Genomic DNA, 13,811 nt, shown 5'->3' with positions numbered 1-13,811 from the left:
TCCCCCCGGCACCCGCAAGGCAGCTAGGAGACGCGCCGGGGGGAGAGCAGGTAGTGGTAGTCGGCCGGTTCGGGGGCGGTGAGCAGGACGGGGCGGGTGGGGGTGGTGGCGTGCAGCAGCACGCGCTCGGCGGCGACGCCCTCGATGCCGTCCCGCAGCCACTCCCCCGTGAAGGCCGTCTCCAGCGCGGGGCCGGTGCGGCGGGCGGCGACCCGCTCGTGGCCGCGCACGCCCGAGCCCGCGTCGGAGACGCCGAGCTCGACGGAGTCCTCGTGGAAGCGGACGCGCAGCGGCGTCTGCTGGTCGGCGGCGAGCATCACCCGGCGGACGGCGGCGGCCAGCTCGGCCGCGTCCGCCTCGACGGTGGTGGCCGCCTCGGCCGGATCGGGCATCAGCCGGGCGAAGCCCGGGAGGCGGCCGGTGAGCAGGCGGGTCGTCAGCCGGCGGGCGCCGTAGGCGAGGGAGAGCAGGCCCTCGCCGCCGCCGTCGTCCTCGGCGCCGAAGGCGAGCTCGACCTCGGTGCCGCCGAAGGTGCGGGCCAGGCCCTCCAGCAGCCGGGCCGGGATGAGCGCGGTGTGCGGGCCGGCCGCCCCGATCGGCGACCAGGGCAGGGTGCGGCGGGCGAAGCGGTAGCGGTCGGTGGCGGAGAGCGTCAGCGTCGCGCCGTCGGCCTCCAGCAGGATGCCGGTGAGGGCGGGGACGGTGTCGTCCCGCCCGGCGGCGCGGGCCACCTGGGCGACCGCCTCGGCGAGCTCCGGGCCGGGGACGGTGCCGGCCGGCGGCGGGCCGGGCGGGGCCGTCGGGTACTCGTCGAGCGGCAGCGCGGCGAGCGCGAACCGGGCGCCGCCGCCCACCAGTTCGGCCTCCGCCGCGCCGCCCTCCGGATGGCCGACGCGCAGCACGACGGGGCCGCCGCGCAGCGCCCGGGCGAACTCGGCGAGCGGACGGCCGGGCAGCAGCACCCGGCCGGCGCCGCGCGCCGCGAGCACCGCCTCGGCGGGGAGTTGGGCGCGGGCCGCCACCTCGTGGTCGAAGCAGGAGACCGCGGGCGGGCCGGACGGCTCGCCGTCCCCCGGCTCGCCGGGCACCTCCACCAGCAGCCCGGCGAGCACCGGCAGCGCGGGGCGCGGGGGCAGCGCGCGGGCCGCCCAGCCGAGCGCCTCGGCCCAGGCGGCGCCGTCCAACTCGAGCTCGAACGCGAGGGGTTCCATACCCCGACATTCGCACGCGGGTCCGACAGTGCGGCGCGGCGTTGCGGGACGTCGAACCGGAGCGCCGCGGTCCGCGCCCCGGCTCGCCGCGGCGTGCGCCGATGCGCCCCCGGCCGCGGGCCCGTCCGCCCCTCCGGGGCCGTACGATGGAGTACGCAGTGATGTGAGATTGCCCGCAACCGGTGGCAAGGCGACCGGCGTCCTCGCTGGTGGGGCAGAGTTTGGCGACGTGTGACGACGCTCAGACCGACACACTCCCCCCGTCCGTCCCATGCGAAACCCGAGTACGGACTAGATTGACGAATCGCCACCCGGCGCCAGGCCGGCGCCACTTCACAGCGCCAGGCGTCCCGTGATGCGCTGGGGATCGAGCGAAACGGCGAATCACGCAGCAACAGGTACCGACAGGCACCAACACGCACGCCCTGCACCATGCTCCGCCACGAACAACACCTGCTGTGCTCCGCGAAGTAACGGAAGGGACGAGCGTCCATGCGCGCCATGCGTTGGAATCGGAGCAACCCGGGTCGTCGGCGTCGGGCGCGCCGCACCGTGGTCTCGGCCGCGGCCCTGCGCTGTGCCGAGCAATGGAACTGGCCCGTTCTGCCGGGCGCCGGCCTCGATCCGCAGGGGTCGGGAGCCTGCGTCTGCCGGCGGGGCGAGGAGTGCCCCTTCCCCGGCGAGCACCCGCTGGACCCCCCGCTGCTCGCGGCGACCGCAGACCCCCGGATGGTGCGCTGGTGGTGGACGGCCCGCCCGGACGCCCCGCTGCTGGTCGCGACCGGCTCCAGGGTCGCCGCGGTGAGCCTGCCGCGGGCCGCCCAGCGGGCCGGGATGATGACCCTCGGCCGCGGCCCGGTGGTGGTGACGCCCTCCCGGGTGGTCTGGCTGATGCGCCCCTACTCCTTCGAGCAGCTGGGCGAGTTGCTCAGCGATTTCGAGTGGGTGCCCGGCACCGTCCGCTTCCACGGCGAGGGCGGCTGGGTGACGCTGCCGCCGAGCCGCGGGGGCTCGGGGGTGGTGCGCTGGGGCCGTCTGCCCGAGCTGGACGCGCAGGGGATGCCGGAGCTGCCCGACGCGGTGGAGCTGATGGGCGACGTGGTCGCGGGGGCGCGCCGCCTCGTGTGAGCCGAGGCGTGCGCACCCCCGCGGGGCGCCGGCCGGCGGTCAGAAGGTGTAGCCGCCGGCGGTGTTGACGGTCATGCAGGCCGTGGAGTCGTCGGCGCTCTGCGCGCTGGCGCTCTTCGGCACCGAGCCGGCCTTGGGCAGCGCCGAGCTGTAGTCGTCGCCGCTCGGCCAGTCGGCGCCCACCCGCAGCGTCACCTGCCGCACGTCCGAGGCCGCCTTCACCGCGCTGGTCGGGATGCGCAGCGCGCCGGCCACGGCCGTGGCGTCCGCCTTGGCCTGCGTGTTCCCGGTGGGGTAGACGAGCTCGGTGCTGGTGTCCGACCCCTGGGTGGGGGCGTTGCCGCCGTTGACGGCCTTGCCGAAGCCCTGCTTGACGAGGCCCTGGGTGAGCGACTTGGCGCGCCCGGGGGTCAGGGAGGCGTTCTGCACCGACACCGCGATCGAGGACGTGTCGGCGGCGGAGGCCGAGGCGCCGGACGAGGAGCCGGACGTGGCGCCGCCGCCCGCGGCGGAGCCGGAGCCGGCCGGAGACGCGCCCGAGGAGGACGTCGAACCCGCCTTCTTGGGCTTGCCGTTCTTGTCCAGCGGCACATCGTTGCGGACCATCGCGAACAGCTGCTTGGCGTCCGAGGTCGGCACCACGTGCGCCTGCGGGTCCTGCGGGTCGGGCGCCCACGGCATGGTCAGCATGGTCATCCGGTCGAGGTCGACCTTCTTCAGCGTGGTGCCCAGGCTGTAGAGCCTGCCGATGCTGTCGATGCCCTTGTCGACCGAGACCTTCTTGGTCGCCTGCTCGGCGAGGGAGGTGAGCTTGCTCGGGCTGCCCATCGTGGAGTCCGACTTCATCTTGCGGAGCAGCGCGTTGAGGTACATGTGCTGGGCGTGGGTGCGGCCGATGTCGCTGCCGTCCTCGAACCCGTGCCGGGTGCGCAGCCACTCCAGCGCGGTGACGCCCTGGATGGTGTGCGTCCCCTTGGTGAGCCTCAGGTGCGAGTCGGGGTCGTGGACGTTGGACTTGACGCAGACCGGCACCCCGCCGACCGCGTCGGCCATGTCCACCACGCCGGAGAAGTCGACCATCATGTAGTGGTCGATCGGTATGCCCGTCAGCTTGTACCAGGTGGCGACGGTGCAGCCGGGGCCGCCGTGCTGGAGGCTGGTGTTGATCGGGGCGCTGCCGGCCGGGTACTTCTGGCCGGTTTTGCCGTCCTTGCACTCCGGTATGTCGACGCGGGTGTCGCGCGGGATGCTCAGCACCGAGGCGTTGCTGCGGTCCGCGGAGACGTGCAGCAGCATCTCGACGTCGGCGAGCGGCTTGCGGGCGGCGTCCGCGGCGGAGCCGCCGAGCTTGACGTTCTCCTTGCCCGCCCGGCTGTCGTTGCCGATGAGCAGGATGTTCAGCGGCGTCTGCCCGGCGGCGTTGGCCTTCGACTTGTGCATCGGGGTGTCGCCGAGGGTGAGGTCCCCGGCGTTGTGCTGCAGGTTGCCGTTGAGGTGCCGGTAGTAGGCGTAGGCGCCGCCGGCGCCGAGCAGGACGACGACGGCGAGGATGCCGCCGGTCCACTTGAAGAACCGGCCGGCGCGGCTGCGGGGCTTCCGGCGGCGTCGGCGCCCACCGCTTCCGCGGCCCGATGCGGCGGGGGACGCGTGGCTCCGCCGGCCATCGGCACGGGCACGGACGTCGGTCGTCATCGAACGGCCTTTCCCTGCAGGGGACAAGAAAACGTCAGGTGGGGCAGCCTAAGGCCCGATCCGTTGGATACCTGTGCTCGATTTGTAATTTCTGGGAAAGTCACAGCACCGGATGACGGTCGGTCATCGGCCGGTGCCGCTGCGCTCAACCGAATCCCGAGCAAACTCCACGGGATCGGGTGAACCGGGCGTGGGTGGTTTCACGCCGATTCCGCTCTGGCATGTCCAACTCCGCTGGCCGATACGACGTCAACACGGCGCGTGGCGACGGCGTGTCGCGGCCTCGGGGGTTTTTGCATCCGGGCCGCGGGTTGTTACGGTGGGAACCAGCCCGGTCGCTGGTGCATCCCCCGTCGCCAGCGATCGGGCCTTTTGCGTGCGCCGCGCACCGCCCCGCGGGCTCAGTAGGCTGCAGGCCGTCAGTGCTGCGCGCCACCGCGCGCCAGTGGGACCGGACAGAGCAGGAGAGCCGCGAAGATGGGCAAGAGGAAGGCGCAGGCCGCGCGGGGTTCCGCGGGCCGGGAGCAGCTCGAGAACGGCGAGGTGCCGGTCGTCGGCGCCCGGGAGCCCTGCCCCTGCGGCAGCGGCCGCCGCTACAAGGCCTGCCACGGTCGGGCCGCCTCGCACGCCGCGCAGGAGCTGGTGCGGCGCCCCTTCGAGGGCCTCGCCGGCGAGGCCGACTGGATCGCGCTTCGCGAGCTGGTCCCCGCGGCGACTGCCGAGCTGACGGTTCGTCCGGAATATCTCGAACATGCGGTCGGGGACGGCCCCGTTCGAGTGGTCCTGGCCACCGTGCTGCCGATGGCGTGGCCCGCGCTGCGCCGCGCGGACGGGACGGTGCTGGTCGGGCTGCAGACCAACGCGGCGACCGGCGACGCCAGCCGGGACGCGGCGCAGGCGCTGCTCGCCGCGCTGGCCACCGAGCCGGGCTCGCCGGTCGCCGCGGGCCGCGCCGAGCCGGGCGCGCCGCGGCTGCAGGACGTCCTCGACCCGTCGGCGGTGCTGGAGCCGGCCGTCCACGAGGGCTTCGACTTCTGGCTCGACCAGGCGCTCGCGGACGGCGCGGAGCCGGCCGCCGAGGTGCGCGAGTCGCTGGACCGCGCCAACGCCACGGTGATCCCGACGGTGCGGCTGGGCGGCGGCCTGGAGGCCGCCTACTGGTGCGCGGCCGGCGAGCGGAACCACCTGCGGTGGGTGCTGCCCCACGACGAGGAGCGGCTGCTGGACGCCGTCGCCCGGCTGTATGCCGCCGGCGAGGCGGGGCTCGGCGAGGGCACCCGGTTCGTCGGCTCCTTCCGGGCCCACGGCCTGGCGGTGCCGGTGTGGGACCTGCCGACCGACATGGCCGCGGAGGCGGTCGAGGGGCCGGCGGCGGAGTGGCTCGGGCGCTTCGAGAAGGCGCTGGCCGCGGACGCCCCGCTCACCGCCGAGGAGCGCCGGGCCCGCTCGGGGCTGACGAACCGGCAGATCACCCTCTCCTGACCGGTCAGGCCCGCCGCCCCCACCCGGAGGCCGTTCTGCCGTTGGAGCGGCCGCCCGGGCGGCGGGCCGGCGCCGCTCCGGGCCGGAGCGCGACGGTCGACCAGACCGTGGTCTCCGCGGCGCGGTCGCGGACGCCCCAGTCGAGGGAGAGCGCCTCGACGATGCCCAGGCCCCGGCCGCCGTGCGCGGTGAGCGAGGGCCGCGGCGTCCGCGGGAGGGTCGGCCCCCCGCCGTCCGTGACCTCCAGCGTCACCACGTCGCCGGGCGCGGGCCCGTCCACCTGCCAGGACACCCTTATGATCCCGCCGTGCTCGCCGCGGCTCAGCTCCGCGTCGGGCCGGCCGTCCAGCGGACGCCCGTGCCGGAACGCGTTGCTGAGCAGTTCGGAGAGGACCAGCGCGGCGTCGTCGACCGCGGACTCGGGGACGCCGAGCGCGGTCAGATCCGCCGTGAGGCGGCGGCGCGCCCTGCTCACCCCGGCCGGGCCGTGCGGAAGCAGCATCGTTGCCGATGCACTGTGCGAAACTCTGCGGTCAGCAGTCACCGTCGTCACCCCCGTACCTCCTCCGTCCGGCGTCGAGAGTTGGATGCCCGTGCCATGTCATGGGGAAACGGGGCCGAAGACGGTGTTGAGGGCTTGTGACCCGGAGGTTACACAGGTACAGGCCCGAAGGCCCCCGCGGACAATCGGCACGGGTATCGAACATATCGTCGGGGTAAGCGGCCCGGAGAGGCCCGAAGCAACACGCTTACCGTGGACACACCGGGTCTCGGTCAAGCTGAGAAACGACGTGACAGGTATTCAGGGGAGGCACAGCTGTGAGCAGTGAACGCGGCGAGGACATCAACGGACCGGTCGGCGGGCAGCCGAACGCCGGTTCGGGTGGTCCCGACCTGCCGCCGCCCCCCGCCTACCAGCCCGGCGCGGAGCGGCCCCAGGACGAGCCGCGCGGCGCGGGCGACGGCGCGGCGCGGACGTCGGAACCTCAGCGTGAGCCGGACCGGGCCCCGCGGCAGGAGGCGCAGCCCGGCCCCGCGCACCACCAGGAGCAGCCCAGCCCGCAGAACCCGTACGGCGGCCAGGCCGGCCCGCCCACCACGCCCGGCCAGCCCACCGCCGGCCAGCCCACCGCCCCCGGCCAGCCCGGCCCCGGTGCGCACGACCCGTTCGGGCAGCCCCAGCCCGGCGCGGGCGGCGGCGCCGGCGGTTACGGCTTCGGCGCGGAGGGCGCCGCGACGCCGCCCCCGCCGCAGTACCCGGGCGGCACCGTCTGGGGCGCCCAGCCGCCCCCGTTCGGCGCGGCCCCGGCGAAGCCCAAGAACCGCCGCGCCGGCCTGATCGCCGCCGCGCTGCTGGTGACGGCGCTGGTCGCGGGCGGTATCGGCGGCGGCATCGGCTCCTACGCGACCAGCCACTCCGACAGCAGCGGCAGCACCACCGTCTCCTCCCAGGCCGACCAGGCGAACCTCAACCGCTCGCCGCACAGCGTCGCCGGGATCGCCAACGCGGCGCTGCCGTCGGTGGTCACCATCAAGGCCGAGGGCTCCCAGGAGTCCGGCACCGGCACCGGCTTCGTCTACGACAAGCAGGGCCACATCCTGACGAACAACCACGTGGTCGCGCCCGCGGCCGGCGGCGGCAAGCTGACCGTCACCTTCTCCGACGGGCGGAGCTACAACGCCAGCGTGGTGGGACGCGCCTCCGGCTACGACGTCGCCGTCGTGAAGCTGGACGGCGCCGGCAGCCGCAACCTCAAGCCGCTGGCGCTCGGCAACTCCGACAAGGTGGCGGTCGGCGACAACGCCATCGCCATCGGCGCCCCGTACGGCCTCAGCGGCACGGTGACCACCGGCATCATCTCGGCGAAGAACCGCCCGGTGGCCTCCAGCAGCAGCGAGGGCGGGTCCTCCTCGGGGCAGTCCTCCTACATGAACGCCCTGCAGACCGACGCCCCGATAAACCCGGGCAACTCGGGCGGCCCGCTGCTCGACGCCAACGGCGCGGTGATAGGCATCAACTCCGCGATCCGCACCTCGGACAGCGGCGGCGGCAACTCGCCGTTCGGCGGCTCCACCCAGCAGTCCGGCTCGATCGGCCTCGGCTTCGCCATCCCGATCAACCAGGCCAGCCGGGTCGCCCAGGACCTGATCCAGACCGGCAAGCCGGTCTACCCGGTCATCGGCGTGCTGCGGAACGACGACTACAGCGGCAACGGCGCGCAGATCGCCACCCACGCCATCCAGGGCACCCCGGCGGTCACCCCCAACGGCCCGGCGGCGAAGGCCGGTCTGAAGGCGGGCGACGTCATCACCAAGCTGGACGGCGTGCCGATCGACAGCGGGCCGACGCTGGTCAGCGAGATCTGGTCGCACAAGCCGGGCGAGACGGTCGGCGTGGAGTACACCCGCGGCGGCCAGAACCACACCACGCAGATCACGCTGGGCAAGCGGGTCGGCGACGCCGGCTCCTGACCGGGCGGCGACCGCGACCTGATCCCCCGTCGGCCCCCGACCCGTTAGGGTGGGGGCCGACGGGGTGAGGTGCCCGAGCGGCCTAAGGGAATGGTCTTGAAAACCATCGTGGCTTCGCGGCCACCGTGGGTTCGAATCCCACCCTCACCGCACAGCGCAGATAAGCGCAGATGAGAAGGGGTGTCCGGAACAATCGGGCACCCCTCTCTTTTCGATTACTGTCGCACTGGAGTGCGTATCTGTCGCAGGCTGATGCACCGTCAGTGTGCCATCTGTGTGCCGACTTCGGCCGCTCCTGCCGTCTCCGGCACGGCTGCTGACGTGCTCAGGAGTCCTCGGGGGGCTCCTCCGGATCCTCCTCAAGGGCCTTCTCGATCAGCTCGTTGGACGCCTTGCGGTTCCCCTTCGGCAGCCAGCACGCTCGGCGACCTCGACCGGGTTCACTCCAGCCTTGATCGGCATGGAGATGCCCGCGTGCCGCAGCGAGTACGGCACGTCCGCGAACGGCGAGTCCGCCTCCGCGGGAGTCGTCGCAACCTGCCGGGCCTCCTTCCAGGCGGCCGTGTACTCGTCCAGCAGCCGGGTGAAATGCCGAGCATGGCCGCCGTGGCAGTGCGTAGTGCACTTGTGATGGTGCGTAAGTTTCCGATCAAGATCTGGCATGTTCCTGCAGAAATGATCGGTGCGTCTCGGCGGCTGCTGCCGCGGCGGCCGGGAAAGCGAGACGGCACGCGATGCTTCCGCGCGTCCTTCCCCACCACCACCGCCGTCGGGTCGGCCGGCTGCCGGCTGCCGGGCTGCTCGGCGTCCTGCTCCTGGGCTCCGCGGCCGGCGGCCTGAGCTCAGCGCCCGCGGCCGCACACGGCCCGGCAACCCTCGCCAGCGCTTCGTCGGCCGCGGCCGCACCTCCAGTCCACGCGGAGCACGCCCGCTCCCTCGCCGGCCGCTCCGGGGCCCACGCCCGCGCGGGCGACGGCACCACGCTGGTCGACGAGACCTTCGAGGGCGCCACGGTGGCCGACCCGAACTTCATGGGCCTCAACAGCGCCTGCCTGACCGGCGCCGCCTCGACCGCCACCGCCTCCAACGGCCTGGGCGGCTGCACCACCCACACCGTCAACGCCCCCACCGCCGGCACCACGCCGGGCTACCTGCAGCTGACCGACACCCAAGGCAACGAGGTCGGCGGGATCGTCTACAACCAGGCCATCCCCGCCAACGCCGGACTGCACGTGCAGTTCAAGCAGTACCAGTACGGCGGATCCACCGCGGACGGCATCGGCTTCTTCCTCAGCGACGGCTCCAAGACCCTGACCCAGACCGGCGCCGCCGGCGGCGCGCTGGGCTACGCCCAGGGCATCGGCCAGAACGCGCCCGGCGCCAACGGCGGATACCTCGGGGTGGGCCTGGACTCCTGGGGCAACTACGCCACCAACGTCAACGGCCAGGGCCAGGGCTGCCCCACCCCCGCCCCCAACGACAAGCGGGTGCCCAACACCGTCACCCTGCGCGGCCCCGGCCAGGGCCTGGACGGCTACTGCTACCTGACCAGCACCATCGCCTCCGGTGCCAGCACCCTGCCGGTCAACCTGCGCGGCACCTCCCTGGCCGACGCGGAGCGGCTGGTGGACATCACCGTCAGCCCCGGCGACTACCCCACCGTGACGGTGATGATCGACGGCACGCAGGTGCTGCAGTACACGATGACCGACAAGGTGCCCCCGACCTACAAGTTCGGGTACTCCGCCAGCACCGGCGGGGCCAACGACACCCACCTGATCCGCAGCGTCAAAGTCTCGACGATCAACCCGCTCAGCGACCTCAACCTCGTCAAGCAGATCGACCACACCACCCCGCAACCGGCCACCTACCAGGTCGGCGCGACAGTGCCGTACCAGTTCGTGGTCACCAACGGCGGCGCGCTGCAGCTGGACGACGTCGCCGTCACCGACCCCTCCATCAGCGACATCTCCTGCCCGAGCACCACGCTGGCACCCGCCGGCCAGCCCGGCTCGACCATGACCTGCACCGGCACCCACACGCTGACCGCCGCCGATGTGGACTCCAAGGGCGACTTCACCAACACCGCGCAGGCCGCCGGGACCAACCCCACGGGCACCGAGGTCAAATCCAACGAGAGCTCGGTGACCGTCCCGGTCACCTACCTGAAGCTGAGCAAGACCGCCGACCCGGCCAGCGCCGAGCCCGGGGGCAAGGTCACCTACACCGTCACCGCCGAGAACGTCGGCGCGGACTACACCGGCGCGACCTTCACCGACGACCTGACCGGGGTGCTGGAGAAGGCCGACTACGACAACGACGCGAGCGCGACCACCGGCACCCCCGCCTACGCCGAACCCAAGCTGACGTGGACCGGGGACCTGAAGCACGGCCAGAAGGCCACCCTCACCTACAGCGTGACCGTCAAGAAGGCCGGCATCGCCCCGCCCGCCCAACTGGTCAACACCGTCACCGGCCCCAGCGACTCCAACTGCACCGGCACCGCGGCCGCGGCGCCGCCGTGCAGCACCACCGTCCCGATCACCTGGATCGACGTCACCAAGAAGGCCGACCCGGCCAGCAGCGTCAAGCCCGGGCAGAAGGTCACCTACACCCTGACCGCCGTCAACAAGGGCGCCGCGCAAGCGCGCGGGGCGACGCTGACCGACGACCTGACGCCGCTGCTGGACGACGCGGCCTACAACAACGACGCGAAGGCCAGCACCGGCACCGTCACCTACAGCAGGCCCACGCTGACCTGGACCGGCGACCTGGCCCCGAACGCCACCGCCGTCATCACCTTCTCCGTCACCGTCGACCAGGTGGACCGCGGCGACGGCAACCTCGCCAACACCGTGGTCGGCCCGAACAGCTCCACCTGCCCCAAGGGCAGCACCGACGCCTTTTGCACCGCCGGCCCGAAGGTGACACCCCCCACCCCGAAGCCGACCCCGACCCCGACACCGACGGTGCACCCGGGCAAGCCCGGCCCGGCCGGCGCCGCCCTGCCCCGCACCGGCGTCCAGGACCTGACGACCGTCCTGGGCATCGCCGCCGGCTGCGCCCTGCTCGGCGGCCTCTTCCTCACCGCCGCCCTCCGGCGCCGAGGCACGCGCGGCTGAACCGCGTGCGGGCGCCGCGGCAACAAGACCGCGGCGCCCGTCCCCGCGAGCTCCGACCCACGGAACCTCTATCGCCTGGGGGGATCCTCCGGATCCTCCTGCGGCTCGTCCTCAAGGGCCTTCTCGATCAGCTCGTTGGACGCCTTGCGGTTCCCTTTCAGCAGCTTCGCGTAGATCCGGTAGAGCACCGCGAGGCTGTGGCCGGCGCGCTCGGCGACCTCGACCGGGTCCACGCCGGCCTTGATCCACAGGGAGATGCCCGCGTGCCGCAGCGAGTACGGCACGTCCGCGAACAGCGAGTCCGCCTCCGCGGCGGTCAGGGCAACCTGCCGGGCTTTCTTCCAGACGGCCGTGTACTCGTTGGACGACACCCGTCCACCGCGGACCGCGCTGAAGAGCCTGCCGTCGGGGGCGGTGCCGTGGGCCTCGATGTGCTCGCGCAGCATCCGGACGAACTCCGGCGGGATGGGGATCGAGCGGGTGGTCTTGCGGGCCCGGTGCTTCAGCCCGCGGTCCTCGTAGGGGCCGCCGTCGTCGGTCCACCCCGAGCCGACCTCGGGCCGGGTCGAGGCGAGGATCAGCTCGCCCCACCCGGTCCCCGGCAGCACGCAGTCGGCCTTCTTGAGCATCGCGGCCTCGCTGGGGCGGGTCGCCGCGAAGTAGATGCAGCCGAAGAACGCCCTCAGGTGTTCGCCACGCGCGCCCTGACCGCGGACAGCCTCGATGAGCGAGCGGGACTGGCGCGGGCCGGGGACGTACCGCAAGTCGACCTCGTCCTCCGTCTTCGGCACCGTCCAGTCGATCGCGTCCAGGGGGTTGGACGGCAGCTGCCCGCGCTCCACGGCGTAGTTGAGCGCGTTGTGCAGAGCGTTCCAGCGCCGGCGGATGGTGTTCTCCGCAGCCCGTTCGCCGTCCAGCCGCAGCGTGATCGCCTCCAGAGCGGCCCGCATCGGATCGGACCTGGCCGCATCAGGCAGCGGCAGCGAGTTCGCCGCGACCCACTGGAGGACCCGCCCTACAGCCTCTGGCGGCTCCTCCACCGCGATTCTGGGCACCCGCCGCCCCTCGGGCCCCGGGACGAGCTGGTAGGCCCACAGACGCAGCGCCAGACGCAGTTCCTTCCGCTCGGGTCGGCCGCCCTTGCGGCCCGTCACGAGCACCGGCGTGACGGCCAGCAGCATGTCGCCGAGGCCGGCGCGGTGCTTGGCACCGACGCTGGCCCACTTCATCGCCATGTAGGCGAGCGAGTGCTCGTACCAACTCGCCGTGTTCAACTCGCGCACCTCGGACTCGGGAAGGCCGGTCTCCTCGTCGAAGCGTTCGCGCTTGCGCAGGGCCTGGAGCAGCTCGGTGCGGCGGCCGTCGGCCTGGGGCCGCAGGCGGTAGCCCTTGTTGAACGTGCTGCGGCCTACCCGCCACCGGACCACGTAGGGCTTGTTGCGGCCCTTGCGCACGGTGATGCCCCAGACGTCGACGTCGTAGGTCAGCACAGAGGCTCCTCCCCCCGGGCGGCGAGCCAGGCCTCCACATCGGCCGGGCGGAACCGCAGCTGGCCGCTGGGCTGCCGGATGCAGCGCGGGGCCTGCCCCTTCGCACGCCACCGGTAGAAGGTGGCGCGGTCGATGTCCAGGTACGCCAGGACCTCGCTCAACTTCATGAGCTTCTCGAACTTCCTGGGCACGAGCGGTCACTTCCCCTCGGTGGCAGCGGCTTGGGCGGCGTCGTAGCGGCTGGGGTGGTAGTCGGACATCAGGCGGCCACCGGAGCGCAGGCGGCAGCGCTCGCCGCGCGCGGAGTGGCAGTGCGGGCAGGCCACCGCCAGCGGGCCCGTCGCCGGCCGGACGACTGGCCGGCCGGCGGATGCGATCAGCTCGGCGACGGGGCGGGGGCGGAGTACCGCTCCGGCGGCGGCACGGGTGCGCTGATCGCGCAGGGCCGCGAGGTAGCCCTGGACGTCGTCGGGGTCGGCGTCGGGGACCTCGGCGGGCTGGCCGGCGCCGACGATGTCGCGGGCGCGGTCCTCCCGGATCTTCCTGACGCCCGTGCGGACGTCGGCGGGCATCAACCAGCGGCTCTCGGCGGCGAAGTAGCGGACGACGGCCTTCATCGTGTCGTCGTCCAGCGGGAGGTCTTCGAGGGCGGCGGCCCAGGCGCGGGCGTCGGACTCGCCGACGGTGCGGCGGTCGAAGGCGGCGACGTGGGCGAGCAGGCGGGCGGCTTCGGACGGGGTCATGCGGGATTGCTCTCCTGGCGTTGGAGGCGGGCAGCGAGGTCGAAGGCATCGGCGGCGCGCTGGTCGGCGGTCGATGCGGCCGCGGAGCCGGGTCCGTTCCGGCTGCGGAGGGGGACGACGGCGGCGCCTGTGGCGGGCACGGCGTTCATCACCTGGTTGAGCACCGATGGCAGCACCGAGGGATCCAGGCCCTTGGCAGCCCATGCCGCCAGGGCGCTGCGGATGTCGTCGGGGTCGTGGCCCTCGTCGACGAGCTTGCGGAGCTGACGGCCCGTCTTTCCGATGACGTCCTCCGGCGGGCGCCGGCTGCAGTGGTCGATCCACTCGGCGATCAGCTGCTTGGGCGTGGCGGGCGCGGGCGGCTGTGCCGCCCCGACGGAGTCGGTAACTGTGGATGTGGAAGTGGTAGTGGAATACGCGCGCGCGTAGGACCCATCGGGAACCCCTCGCGAGGGGTTCGGTTGGGGTTCC

Annotated in this window: 10 protein-coding genes, 1 tRNA gene and 1 pseudogene; 5 read left to right on the top strand and 7 right to left on the bottom strand. The window is 73.3% G+C overall.

Going from position 1 to position 13,811, the window contains the following annotated elements; genetic code table 11:
* Window positions 1-23: 23 nt before the first annotated feature.
* On the bottom strand, window positions 24-1,211 hold the full coding sequence (locus BIV57_RS05635; RefSeq protein ID WP_071655536.1) for a DNA polymerase III subunit beta: 1,188 nt from the start codon (window positions 1,209-1,211) through the stop codon (window positions 24-26).
* A gap of 492 nt (window positions 1,212-1,703) precedes the next feature.
* On the opposite strand from BIV57_RS05635, the gene BIV57_RS05630 reads away from it, so the two are divergent.
* A complete protein-coding gene (locus BIV57_RS05630; RefSeq protein WP_071655535.1) occupies window positions 1,704-2,339 on the top strand; it encodes a bifunctional DNA primase/polymerase in 636 nt (211 codons plus the stop codon).
* 39 nt (window positions 2,340-2,378) lie between these two features.
* On the opposite strand, the gene BIV57_RS05625 is transcribed toward BIV57_RS05630, so the two are convergent.
* Entirely contained in the window at window positions 2,379-4,031 is a 1,653-nt protein-coding gene (locus BIV57_RS05625) for an LCP family protein (RefSeq protein ID WP_079170042.1), read from the bottom strand.
* 477 nt (window positions 4,032-4,508) lie between these two features.
* Between BIV57_RS05625 and BIV57_RS05620 the strand changes: the two genes are divergently transcribed.
* Complete coding sequence (locus BIV57_RS05620; RefSeq protein ID WP_071655534.1) at window positions 4,509-5,513, top strand: DUF5926 family protein; 1,005 nt, start codon at window positions 4,509-4,511, stop codon at window positions 5,511-5,513.
* 4 nt (window positions 5,514-5,517) lie between these two features.
* Here BIV57_RS05620 and BIV57_RS05615 read toward each other — a convergent pair whose 3' ends face one another.
* Complete coding sequence (locus BIV57_RS05615) at window positions 5,518-6,015, bottom strand: ATP-binding protein (protein ID WP_071655533.1); 498 nt, start codon at window positions 6,013-6,015, stop codon at window positions 5,518-5,520.
* A gap of 317 nt (window positions 6,016-6,332) precedes the next feature.
* On the opposite strand from BIV57_RS05615, the gene BIV57_RS05610 reads away from it, so the two are divergent.
* From BIV57_RS05610 to BIV57_RS05600, 3 genes are all read left to right on the top strand, one after another.
* Window positions 6,333-7,985, top strand: a complete 1,653-nt coding sequence (locus BIV57_RS05610) for a trypsin-like peptidase domain-containing protein (RefSeq protein ID WP_071655532.1) — start codon at window positions 6,333-6,335, stop codon at window positions 7,983-7,985.
* 63 nt (window positions 7,986-8,048) lie between these two features.
* A tRNA-Ser gene (locus tag BIV57_RS05605) sits at window positions 8,049-8,135 on the top strand.
* 584 nt (window positions 8,136-8,719) lie between these two features.
* On the top strand, window positions 8,720-11,107 hold the full coding sequence (locus tag BIV57_RS05600) for a DUF7927 domain-containing protein (protein WP_071655531.1): 2,388 nt from the start codon (window positions 8,720-8,722) through the stop codon (window positions 11,105-11,107).
* 68 nt (window positions 11,108-11,175) lie between these two features.
* Here BIV57_RS05600 and BIV57_RS05595 read toward each other — a convergent pair whose 3' ends face one another.
* The 4 genes and pseudogenes from BIV57_RS05595 to BIV57_RS24930 all read right to left on the bottom strand — a co-directional run.
* Complete coding sequence (locus BIV57_RS05595) at window positions 11,176-12,597, bottom strand: tyrosine-type recombinase/integrase (protein ID WP_071655530.1); 1,422 nt, start codon at window positions 12,595-12,597, stop codon at window positions 11,176-11,178.
* Window positions 12,591-12,788 carry a helix-turn-helix transcriptional regulator gene (locus tag BIV57_RS05590; protein ID WP_336445432.1) on the bottom strand — a complete coding sequence of 66 codons (198 nt, stop codon included), beginning with the start codon at window positions 12,786-12,788 and terminating at the stop codon, window positions 12,591-12,593. The genes BIV57_RS05595 and BIV57_RS05590 overlap by 7 nt, the downstream gene beginning before the upstream one ends.
* Window positions 12,789-12,794: 6 nt before the next feature.
* The gene (locus BIV57_RS05585) at window positions 12,795-13,340 is read right to left on the bottom strand and encodes a zinc finger domain-containing protein (RefSeq protein WP_071655529.1); all 546 of its coding nucleotides are present in this window, start codon (window positions 13,338-13,340) and stop codon (window positions 12,795-12,797) included.
* Window positions 13,337-13,811 (bottom strand): annotated as a pseudogene (locus BIV57_RS24930) (hypothetical protein); the annotation flags it as partial. The gene BIV57_RS05585 and the pseudogene BIV57_RS24930, both read right to left, overlap by 4 nt.

The organism is Mangrovactinospora gilvigrisea, from assembly GCF_001879105.1.
Classification (GTDB): domain Bacteria; phylum Actinomycetota; class Actinomycetes; order Streptomycetales; family Streptomycetaceae; genus Mangrovactinospora; species Mangrovactinospora gilvigrisea.
This window is presented reverse-complemented; position numbering and strand designations above follow the sequence as displayed.

What these genes read in the sequence shown, in the direction of transcription:
- BIV57_RS05620 (WP_071655534.1), top strand. Translation starts at nt 4,509, where the DNA reads ATGGGCAAGAGGAAGGCGCAGGCCGCGCGGGGTTCCGCGGGCCGGGAG.
- BIV57_RS05630 (WP_071655535.1), top strand. Translation starts at nt 1,704, where the DNA reads ATGCGCGCCATGCGTTGGAATCGGAGCAACCCGGGTCGTCGGCGTCGG.
- BIV57_RS05625 (WP_079170042.1), bottom strand. Translation starts at nt 4,031, where the DNA reads ATGACGACCGACGTCCGTGCCCGTGCCGATGGCCGGCGGAGCCACGCG.
- BIV57_RS05600 (WP_071655531.1), top strand. Translation starts at nt 8,720, where the DNA reads ATGCTTCCGCGCGTCCTTCCCCACCACCACCGCCGTCGGGTCGGCCGG.
- BIV57_RS05615 (WP_071655533.1), bottom strand. Translation starts at nt 6,015, where the DNA reads ATGCTGCTTCCGCACGGCCCGGCCGGGGTGAGCAGGGCGCGCCGCCGC.
- BIV57_RS05635 (WP_071655536.1), bottom strand. Translation starts at nt 1,211, where the DNA reads ATGGAACCCCTCGCGTTCGAGCTCGAGTTGGACGGCGCCGCCTGGGCC.
- BIV57_RS05585 (WP_071655529.1), bottom strand. Translation starts at nt 13,340, where the DNA reads ATGACCCCGTCCGAAGCCGCCCGCCTGCTCGCCCACGTCGCCGCCTTC.